The sequence below is a fragment of the Corallococcus sp. RDP092CA genome (assembly GCF_041903675.1).
In the GTDB taxonomy this organism is placed as follows: domain Bacteria; phylum Myxococcota; class Myxococcia; order Myxococcales; family Myxococcaceae; genus Corallococcus.
The window spans coordinates 82549-93159 of record NZ_JAYESI010000020.1 but is presented as its reverse complement, the minus strand read 5'-3'; the positions used below and the strand labels follow the sequence as shown (position 1 = coordinate 93159).

The window sequence follows — 10611 nt, the reverse complement described above, 5'->3', positions numbered from 1 at the left end:
GGCGCTCAGTCCTCCAAGGGTGCGAACAGAATCTGGGCCAGGAGGGCCAGACGCGCCGGGCTCGCCAGCGCTTTGCGCGTACGGGATGACATTTCCAGGTGGACGAAGCGGGCTTGCGGATACGCCTGGAGCAGGCGGGCCTGCGCGTTCTGTGTCCCGCCGAGCACGCGCGCCCCCGTCGGGAACAGCTTCACTCCGGGGTCGAGCGCCTCCTCCAGGCGCGCGGCCACCTTCCGCGCCCACGCTCCGGGCTTGCGCGTGCCGTCGCTGACGACCGCCGCCAGCGCCTCGGTGCGGCCCTTCTGGACCTTGGTTTCGCCGAAGCCGTGCAACTGCACCACGCGGATGGCGGGGAGGTGTCGCGCGGCCAGGTCCGTCACGGTCTGGAAGAGGTGCTCCGGGTTGTGCGCGACGTCCGCCGGATGCTCCGGGTCCTCCGGTGTCTCTCCGGGCGTGGCCTTGTAGCGGTGCGCGGTGGCGGTCATGAACAGGCGTGGCGCACGGCCTTCCGGTGGACAGGCGAAGAGCGCGGCGCCGATGTCCTCCGTGCCGATGTCGAAGTAGGGGTGGGGGACCTGCACCACGTCGTCGGTGGCGTCGCCCGTGCGGATCACATACGCGCCCGCGCCGTGGTAGCGGTCCGGCCGCTCCCGCAGCACCCAGAAGGTGTCGCGCGGCGTGGTCCACGTCTCCAGGAAGAAGCCCGCGGACGCGGCCACGTTCGTCAGCTCCGGCGGCACGTCCTTCTGCTTCGGCGCGGTGGCCAGCAGGGCGGGCACGAGCTTTGTGAACACGGCCCGCTCCTCCAGCGTGGTGGGGTGGAATGTCACGGCGTCCACGCGGGGCCACAGCCCGGAGAAGCGCGCGTCCACGCGGCACTCCGACTGCTCGGGAACGTTCACGACGGGGTCCTCCTGCGGCAGGCGTTCTGGCGCGGACCGCGTGGCTGCTTTAGCGCGCTTGCCGGAGCGCGGCGTGTCCTGCTTCGAGGGTTTCGAGCCTGTCGCGGCGCTCGGAGTCGTCGTAGCGCTCGATGCCAGCTCGGCGCTCGAAGCCGTCGCGACGCTCGAAGGCGTAGCTATGGTCGACTCCGTCGCAGCGCTCGAAGCCGTAGCGGCGCTCGAAGCCGTAGCGGCGCTCGAAGACGTAGCCGCGCTCGTGGCCGTCACGGTGCTCGAAGCCGTAGCGGGGCTCGAAGCCGTAGCCGCGCTCGAAGACGTAGCCGCGCTCGTGGCCGTCACGGTGCTCGGGGCCGCCTGGGCCCAGGCGCTCACTCTGGCGCCGAGCACGGACACCACTCCCACGGCCACCAGCGGGCGCCACGACCCCGTCCTTCCGAGGAACCTCACAACATGTCCTCGTCGGGCTGCCAGCCTCCACGGTTCCACATGCGCGGCGCGGTGTCCTCCACCGCGTGGCCGAAGACGAAGAAGCGCGCCCACATGGGACCGGTGCCCAGCGCCTGGATGCGCACGGTGTGCACGCCCGGCGCGATGTCCTCGCCCAGCGTCACCTGCACGGTGCGTGCGTACCACTTCACGCCTGGGCGGCCCACGGGCATGGCTGGCTCACGCTCGGAGGCGGGCAGCGCCACGGTGCGCTCGGCGCGCGTGACGCGCGGCACCAGCACGCTGGCGCGGCGCACGGGGTTGCCGCCATCCACCGTCACGGTCAGCCGGGGCTCCGTTGTGCCCTCCGCCACCGGTGTGTAGACCACCACGTTGAGCGTGACGGCGCCCGGGCCCGTCTTGCGCACCGGCACGCGCAAGCCCCCCTGGATCACCGGATACACCGTGCGCGAGCGCAGGCCATTCCCTGCCGCCGGAGGCCGGTTGAGCAGCGCCGTCAGCCCCGGTGCGGAAGAGCGCAGGAGCACCTCATGCTCACCCGGCGGCAGCGGCGGCAACAGCTCCCTTGCCCGCGTGGAGCGCACGGTGAAGCGGTGCAATGGCTCGCCGTCGAGCAGCACCTCCACCTCGTTGCCCAGCGCCGCCGCGTCCTTCAGCGACAGGCGCACCTCTGGACGGGTGGGCGTGCGCGCGTCGAAGCGTGCACGCACCGCGCGGCCGGGCTCCAGCACCGTGGACAGCGCCTTCACCAGCTCCACCGTGTCCGCCTGCGCGGACTCGAGCACCTCCACCACCGCGGGCGAGCCGTAAGGCCGCACCACCACCGGGTCGCCCGTCGGAGGAAGCTCCTCCGCCTCCGGGACCACGGGCTCCAGGCGCACCTGACCGAGCAGCTCCACGCGGGCGCCGCTCTGGATCAGCGCGTTCAGGTTCGACGGGCGCATCGGGTACCACGCGCGCTGCTCCACGGGCGCGTTGCGCCAGCGCACGCCGGTGAGCGCGTCGTTCGTGTACGGCGCAGCCGCCGCGACAGTCTGGCCGTTCGACAGGAAGCTGTAGAACTGCATGAGGGTCGCGCGCGATGCCTCCACGCGCAGCTTGCGAGCCCCCATGGGCAGGAACACCCGGGCGCTCGCCGCGCCCGACACCCAGGCGGGGAGGTCCGTCACCTCTCCCGAGCCCGCGTCCGCGTCCGCCGCGGCCAGCGGCGTGCATGGCAGCGCGCCACCGGGCAGCGGGGGCAGGGCCGCGCTCTCGAACGGCGCGGGCCCTGGCGTCGCGTCCAGCGAGGCCTGGCCCAGGGACTGGCCCTGGCCATCCAGCACCGTGAAGCTCAGGTGCAGTGGCTCGTGTGACGGCGCGCGGTCCAGCGAGCGCGCGTCGATGCGCATCAGCCGCCCCACCGCGTCCATGCGCGGGTCGATGTCCAGCTCCAGCGCCGGGCACGCCGGGCCGGCGGCGAACGCCTCCGTGCGGCGCGTGTCCGGCAGGAAGGCCACGCGGCCCTCGGACGCGATGCCTGGCTGCGGGCGCGACTCGGCGGGCAGGAGCCACGACTCGAACGGGCCCTCCACCGTGTAGCGCAGGTCCTCCTGGCCGTCGTTGCGCACCATCACCGTGTGCGTGCCCTCCGGCAGCTCCAGCGGATGCGACATGGGCGAGCCCGCCACCGGGCCCGGCAGCTCCACCGTGTGCGTGGTGCCGTCCGAGGACAGCGTCTGCACCGTCACCGGCCCGTGCGGCTGGGGATGCGCGTCCAGCGCGTCGCTCCACAGCCACAGCACCGGCTTCGCGGGCCCGGCGACGTTGAGGGCCACGGCGCGCCCGGCGCCCAGGCGCTCCTGCACGGACTCCGTGGCCTCCACCAGCGGCAGCCGGTACTGGGTTCGGTAGACGGGTTCAATCTGGTAGTCGGTGCCCGCCTCGCCCTCCGCGTTGAGGCGCTCCCAGTGCTCCTCGGCGAGCCAGCGGCGCGTCTCGACGGAGAGCTTCTCGAAGGGCTCGAAGGTGGCGCGTCCGGCGCGCACCTCCGCGCGGGCCTGCGCCAGCCTCTGCGACGCGAGCAGCGGCAGCGTGCGGTGCGCGCGGACGTACACCCGCGCGAGCAGCGTGTCGCTCGCGCTCGCGGGCCGCAGGTACAGCACGGAGTAGTCCGGGCGCTCCGCGGGCAGCCGCAGCACGAACTCGCGCTCGTCCGTCACCTGCTGATCCGCGTGCGTGGTGAAGGCGCTCTCCTGGAGGAACGTCCCGTCCTCCTGCGGCTGGCCCTTGCTCTGGCGCGTGCGCGTGAAGATGGCGCGCTCCAGGAGGACCCCCTCGGGCCCGCGGAGGATGGCCTTGAGGCCGTACTGGTACTGCTTCTCCGGCGCGTAGGGCGCGCCGTCCGGGAGCAGCTCGTGCGTGACGATGAGCAGCTCCTCAGCGTCTCCAGGGATGCGCACGCGCATCTCCCGGCCCGGCTCCAGGCGGTAGAAGATGAGGCGCTCGGCGTTGACGTACTTCGCGTCGCGCCGCGCGGTGGGCGTGTCGGTGTTGCCCAGCACGGCGAGGCTCGCGCCCCAGATGAGGGCCAGGCCCACCATCAGGCCAAGGAGCGCCACGAGGGCGCGGCTGCGGGTCTTCATCGACGGGCCTCCTCGCGGGAGACTTCCCCGGTCAACACCACCGGACGGCGGTGTCGCAGCGCCAGGTCCACCGAGGCCACGAGCTCCGCGTCCCCCGCGGTCAGCTCCGCGCGCTTCGCCGGCGACGGGTGCTGCTGAAGGAAATAGACGGCGCGCAGCACGTGCTTGCCCTGCCGCGCCTCCACCAGGAGGAAGGGCAGGCCGTACTCGGCGCTGAAGCCGGCCTTCACCTGACGCGTCACGCTGCCCACGCGCTTCGTCTGCGCCAGCGCGCGGAGGTCATGCACGCTCTGCTGCGCGACGTAGCGCTCCGCGCTGGCGGTCAGCTCCGCGAAGTGCTCCTTCAGCGCCGCGGGCACCGGCTGCGTCGGCGCCACCAGCCGGTCCGCCAGCAGCGCGCGCTCGGGAGACTCGCGAGGCTCCGCGGGCAGCAGCCCCGTGAGCGCCAGCTCCTCCGCCGCGAGCCGCGGGGTCACGAACGCACCGCGCAGCGGCTCGGACAGCCACAGCGTGGCCAGCCGCGCGCCGCCGAAGGTGCGGGAGAAGACCTGCTGCGGGCTCGCGTCGTTGAGGCCCGTCAGCTCCGGAGCGCCGTCGTGGTAGCGCACGCGCTGCCCCAGCCAGCCCAGCGGGCCCTCTGGCGACAGCAGCCGCTCCAGGTCCGCGGGCCGCTGCGCCGGGGTGAGCACCGGGCTGCCCACGTCCACCAGCACGTCCGCGTCCACGGAGGGCCGGCTGGAGAAGCCGCGCAGGTGCAGCACCCAGGACTGCTCCTTCGGCAGCGCGCGGTGCACCGCCTGGTGGAAGGCCTGGAAGCTCGTGCGCAGCTCCCCGAAGGTGGCGGGGTGGGGCACGTCGCCGGACGCGGTGGCGAACACCAGCGCGGTGGAGCGCGACTCGTGCCACAGCTCGGCGGCCACCGGCAGCGTGCCCGCCTCGCGCGCCGGAGACGGCACCTCCAGCGCCAGCGGCGAGCCACCCGGCCGCACCAGCAGCCCCGCGCCCAGCCGGCCGGGCGTCGCATCCGCGTCCGTCACCCACCAGCACCCGGCCGCGTCCGCGCACTCCGTCACCGGCACAACCCGCAGGCCCAGGAGCGACGCCATGGCCTGCGCCCAGCGCACGCGCAGCTCGCGCGGCACGTCCGCCGGTCCGCTCCCCAGCAGCGGCGAGGCGACCTGCTGCTCCAGCACCCGCAGCTCCGCGTCCGACGGCCGCACCGCCGGCACGCGCGCCACCTCCGGCGTCACCATCAGCGTGCCCAGCGCGTCGCGCTCCGTCATCGACTCGGCCAGCGCCGGGGCATGCTCCAGCACCAGCGAGGCTAGGTCGAAGGGGCCCGCGCGAAGCACGCTCACCCGCGCCTCGCCCCAGTTGCCCCCGGGCTCCGGCGGCGGATTCGCCGTCACCTCGGCGCCCGGCCACAGCGCGTCCAGGCCCCGGGGCGCCTTGCCCTCCGGCGTGTGCAGCACCACCTGTCCCGGCCTCAGCGACAGGTCCACGCGCAGCTGCACCCGCTCGCGCGAGGACAGCGCGTCGTGCGCATGCCGCAGCGGCGTCTCCGACTGCGCCAGCGCGTCACCCAGCACCAGGCCCGCGCGGTGGGAATCCACGCCGCTCACGATGATGGCGCGGCAGTCCACGCGCTCGCACAGGAGCGCGGCGGCCTCGGCGCCCGGCGCCTCCGTCAGGGGACGCGGCACCTCCAGGATGGGGCCCTTCGCGCCGGGCACGAGCAGCGACGTGTCCCAGCCCGCCTTCCCGGTGCCCTCCACCCGCTCCACCAGCGCATAGCGCGCGGGAGCACCGCCCTGCCTGGGCAGCTCGCGAAGCTCCAGGCCCAGCGCCACCGCCTGGGTGCGCAGCGCGTGCAGGCCCTCCGCGCGGCCCGACTCCAGCCATGCGTCCAGCCCGTTCCACAGCGCGCTGTACTCGCGCAGGTCGCCGTGCTTCAGCCGCAGCGACTGCCCGCCCGCGTCGCTCTCGCGCGCGGTGGCGCGGCCCAGCGCCATCAGGCCCAGCGGAGACTGGTCCAGGCCCAGGCCGGGCACGTGCTCGCGCGGCGCCTCCGCGGTGAGCGCGGTGGCCGGGCGCGGCTCGATGAGCGACAGCCCGAAGCCCGCGAGGCTGCCGATGAGGAAGCCCGCCAGCGACGTGTGCAGCGTGGGCAGCAGCACGCGGGCAATCACCTGCTTCTGCAGCATCTTCACGGCCAGCAGCGTGGGCACCAGGTACCCGAAGCCGAACAGGTCCGTGACCTTCAGGCCCGGGATGCGGCCGCCCATGGCCCACCCGATGCCCCACTTCACGAGGAAGCCCAGGCAGAAGACGAGCACCGTCTTGCGAGGGCCCTCCAGGTTGAGCGTGCGCAGCCCCGGCACCGACAGCACCGCCTTCGCGGCCAGCACCAGCAGCAGCACCTCCGCCATCGTGGCCACGAGCTTCAACGGCTCCAGCCACGTGAGCGCCAGCAGCGCGGGCACGAGGATGCCGTTGAAGTCCCAGCCGTACTTGAGGTTGAAGCGCGCGGCGAAGAACGCCGTCGTCAGCAGGATGATGTAGGCCTTGGGACTGGACAGGAAGTCCTGCGCCACGTCCTCGTACATCAGCTCCAGGCTGGAGAAGGACAGGTTGGTGCCGGGCAGCAGCACGAAGCGCAGGAGGAGGTACGTCAGCGCCACCGGCACGGCCACCTGCCACAGGCCGCGCCGCAGCTTCAGCTTCCAGAAGGCGTTCGCGGTGAGCGGCACCAGCACCAGGCCGATGCTGTGCAGGCTGCGGTCGACGATGAAGGACGTGCCCCAGCGCTCGTCCATCCAGTGCCCCAGCACGGGCAGCAGCCACGTCTCGCTGACGGCGCGCACCACCACGCTGGCGAGCACGACGGCGAAGAAGCGGTCACGGCCGAAGAACTCACTCCACGCCCCCGTGCGGCTCAGTCCACTGGAGAACGCCAGCGCCAGGCCATACGTGAGCAGCGACTCGGCGACGACGGTGCAGCCGGCCTCGGGGTGGATGACGAACACCGAGGCCAGGTAGCCGGGGACGACGAGCCCCACGAAGACCCAGCCGAGCGTCTCCGTCAGGAGCGCCAGGATGAGCACGCCCACGAGCACCGCCACCAGGATGGAGGTGTCAAGGGAGTAGGCCGGGAAGAGTGTCAGGGTCGAAAGGAGCGCCATGGTGGCCGCTCGAATCTAGGGAGGCTCTCATCCCCGACCAGGGTCGCGCCTCTCACCGGCTGAGAAGCGTCCGCTGTCCAACCGATGATCCGCGCCCTCAGTCGCACTGAATGCCCAGCCAACGACAGTGGCACTGGCCCTTCAGCCCGGATCAGCCGCCTGCTTCACGCGAGGAAAAGCAGGCCTCGACCTCCAGTGCAGTGTGGACGCTGTCCTGGCCCCGGTCGCGCAGGAGCGGCCCGGGGGACGATGCGCGCTACGGGCAGTCCTGCGCGACCGCGGCGGGGCAGTCCAGCCCGGAGCCGCCGAGCGAGCAGGGCACGGTGTCCGCGAGCGCCTGCATGACGGCCTTGGACGACGCGCCGGTGCCGCGCAGCGTGGCGGACTGCTCCAGGTGGACGAAGCGGTCCGAGGCGGCGGTGGCCTCCGCGTAGCAGGCGTCCGCGGCGCCGTTGTCGATGCGGCCCTGCACGTTGCTGGTGCCGCACAGCGCGCGGTGCTTGCCCGCGTCGTCCGCCGCGTTGCAGGAGAAGGCCTTCTTGGTGCCGCTCAGGTGGGCGTTGAGCGCGTCGCGCAGGCGGTTGGAGAGCGCGTCCGCACGCAGCGCGCTGGTGCCGTCGCTGACCACGGCGGCCTCGGGCCCGTCCCCCGCGTCCATGCCGTGGATGCTGGCGGCGATGGCGTCCGGGTAGGTGTCGCGCAGCGCGCGGTGCGCGGCGGTGAAGAAGGTGTTGCCGTAGTGCGCGGCGTCGGAGAGGCGCAGGCCCTTCGTGCCGCACACGCTGGTGGTGCCGCTGCACGGGCTGGCGGTGGTGACGGCGCAGCGGTTGCTGCCGGTGATGAGCAGCGCGCGAGCGCCCAGCGTCACCAGCTGCGAGGCCGTCTGACGCAGCGTGCCCTCATCAGAATCCGCGTGCGGCGCCTCCAGCCACAGGTCGCGCGCGGGGAACAGGTTGACGATGAAGGTGCCGCCGCCGCGCGACAGCAGCCCCTGCTCGCGCACCACCAGCCACCCGCCGCCCGTGTCGTTGTGGAAGGTGGACACGCCGTAGCCCACCTTCGCCAGGTCCTGCACCACCTGCGCCGTGGGACCCTCGGTGAGCAGCGTGCGGAAGGCGCCCTCGAACGCGGCGAGCTCCGTGCCGCCCGGCTCCTGGAACCCGCCGCTGTTGGCCGCGGTGATGGGCGTTGTCTGGAGCCACGTCGCCAGGTTGCCCGTCAGGCTGGACAGCGAGCCGAGCGGCGAGCACACGCTCGCCGTGGGAGCGGGCGCGCTGACGACCGGCGTCCCGGTCGCGGGCGCTTCCGTCGTCGGCGGCTCCACCGGCGTCTGGCTCACGTCCTCCACGGGCGGGGTGGGCGAGGCGGGCGGCTCTACGGAGGTCCCCGGAGCGGACGCGGAGGGGGAGTCCGCCACGGCGCTGCTTGTCCCGGCGCCGGCGTTGCTGCAAGCGGCTGCGAGGAGCAGGAGGCAGGACAAGGGCATGCGCAGCGCGGGGGGCAAGGACATGGTCCTCTCCCGAACAGCATGCCTTGTGCACGCATTCGCATCCCGTCAATCCGGGATGACAGCCGGAGCGGGGCTCGAACGCCCGTCCGCCCCCTGTCGCCCGCCGGCTCAAGGCAGGGTCCGCAGCAGCCCCTCCGCGTCGGGGGCGCCCCAGCCCGTGGGGATGTCCCAGCCCGGCCCGGCCTCGTGCTGCTTGTCGGTGTAGCCCTCGGTGACGTCGCGGAACGTCTCCTGGACGGTGGGCAGCGTGTAGAGCTGTGAGTTGAGCCAGCCCACCGGCGGCTTCGCCTCCGCCGAGCGCGCGCTGTTCACCACCGCGATGAGCCCCGCGAAGATGGGGGACGCGAAGGACGTGCCGGTGTTGGGCGTGGTGACGCCCAGCCACGTGTACCAGTAGCCGGTGTCCGCGTTGAGCGCGACGTCCACCACCGCGCGCTTCGCGGGCATCGGGACCAGGCCCTTCTGCCACTCCGGCGTCTCGAAGGTGCGGGTGATGCCGGAGCCGGAGTAGTACCAGGCCGTCTCCCCCGTCACCGTCATGCCGTTCATCTTCAGCTGCGTGCCGCCCACCGCGGTGACGTAGGGGCTGTTGCCCGGCACGTCCACACCCGCGGAGTCGCCGCTCGCCGCGGCGACGGTGATGCCCAGCGCCGCGGCCATGGTGCTGGCGTGGTTGTACGCCTCGTGCACCGCGCTCGGCTCGGAGTCCTCGCGGTGCGCGAAGGACGTGGTGATGACGCTCACCTCGGCGCGGCCGATGGCTTCGTTGTACGTGTAGAGCATGGACGTGTTGCGCGCGTCCGGGCCCATGTAGACGAGCACCTCCGCCTGGGGCGCCATCGCCGCGGCCCACTCCACGTCGAGCGTGCCCTCGCGGTAGCGCGTGACGGGCGGCTCCAGGGGCTGGATGACCTTGGGGTCCTCGCGCTCGATGCCCCACATCTTCCAGAAGGCGCGCACGTCCTTCCACCGGAAGCTGGCGCCAATCACCACGCCCAGCTTCGTGCCCTGGCCCTGGTGGCCCTGCGCGTAGAGCGCGTCCACGTTGTACGCGCGCGCCACCTGCTGCGGCGTGAGGCCCCGGCTGACGGGGTCCGGTGGCTCCGTGGACGGCTGGCCGAACTCGCCGGGCAGCGTGCCCGTCTCCACCGGCAGGTCCAGCGCGACGACGGCGTGGATGCGCTGCTGCACGAACGTGGGCGCCTTGAGGGTTTCGGTGAGGCCGTAGACGTCGTGCGGATCATTTCCGCCCTGGGGCGACTTGCGCTCCAGCACCCGCAGCGTCACGCCGAACGCCTTGTTGAACTGGCCCACCGTCCCCACGAACTGCACCAGGAGCCGGTTGGTGGCGACGTAGGGCACCTGCATGCCCTCGGACCTCAGCCAGTCCGTGACGACGGTGACGTCCTCCTCCAGCGGGGCGTGCTTCGTTAGCCACTCGGCCTGCGTCATGTACTTGCGGAAGCTGGATCCGCCCGGCTTGTAGATGTCCGCGATGCGCTGCGTGAGCGCGTCCTCGTCGCGGATGGGGAAGGACACGAGCCCGCGGATGAGGTCCGTCACCGGCGCCTCGCCCTTGTCCGTGTAGACGCCCGGCAGCGGCCCGGGAACGCCGTCCGTCGTGGGGATGGGCGTGGGGTCCAGCTCCTCCGCCTCCGGGGCGGGCGGCGGCTCCACCCCCTCCGGCTCCGGCGGGGGCTGTGAGTCGTCAGCGTCGGGAAGGGTGGGCGTGCCCTCCACCGGCGTGGGCCCCGCGGGGCGAGGCTTGCCCACCGACGTCAGCCGGTCCGCGTCACGGCACCCCCCCAACCCCCCCGCCAGCAGAAGAACACCCGTCAGGATGACTCCGCGCTTCATGGCTCCCCCAGACTGGAGTGACCCGCCTCGGGTCCCCCACACCCCAGCCGTCCTCTCCCTTGAGGACGTCGCCCCTTGTGCGCCTGCAA

6 protein-coding genes are annotated in these 10611 nt (G+C 72.9%); all 6 read right to left on the bottom strand.

Features of this window, described 5'->3' with window-relative positions:
- Positions 1 to 5 precede the first annotated feature (5 nt).
- Positions 6 to 902: a hypothetical protein gene (locus U8525_RS21595; RefSeq protein WP_374268179.1), complete on the bottom strand. Its 897-nt coding sequence runs from the start codon at positions 900 to 902 to the stop codon at positions 6 to 8.
- Between the two features lie 49 nt (positions 903 to 951).
- Positions 952 to 1323 (bottom strand): hypothetical protein, encoded by a 372-nt coding sequence (locus tag U8525_RS21590; protein WP_374268178.1) that lies wholly within the window; start codon positions 1321 to 1323, stop codon positions 952 to 954.
- A gap of 22 nt (positions 1324 to 1345) precedes the next feature.
- A complete protein-coding gene (locus U8525_RS21585) occupies positions 1346 to 3973 on the bottom strand; it encodes a hypothetical protein (RefSeq protein WP_374268177.1) in 2628 nt (875 codons plus the stop codon).
- The gene (locus U8525_RS21580; protein ID WP_374268176.1) at positions 3970 to 7155 is read right to left on the bottom strand and encodes a poly-gamma-glutamate biosynthesis protein PgsC/CapC; all 3186 of its coding nucleotides are present in this window, start codon (positions 7153 to 7155) and stop codon (positions 3970 to 3972) included. The genes U8525_RS21585 and U8525_RS21580 overlap by 4 nt, the downstream gene beginning before the upstream one ends.
- A gap of 256 nt (positions 7156 to 7411) precedes the next feature.
- Positions 7412 to 8665 carry a hypothetical protein gene (locus tag U8525_RS21575; protein ID WP_374268175.1) on the bottom strand — a complete coding sequence of 418 codons (1254 nt, stop codon included), beginning with the start codon at positions 8663 to 8665 and terminating at the stop codon, positions 7412 to 7414.
- A 108-nt stretch (positions 8666 to 8773) separates the two neighbouring features.
- A complete protein-coding gene (locus U8525_RS21570) occupies positions 8774 to 10522 on the bottom strand; it encodes a protease pro-enzyme activation domain-containing protein (RefSeq protein ID WP_374268174.1) in 1749 nt (582 codons plus the stop codon).
- Between the last annotated feature and the right edge of the window lie 89 nt (positions 10523 to 10611).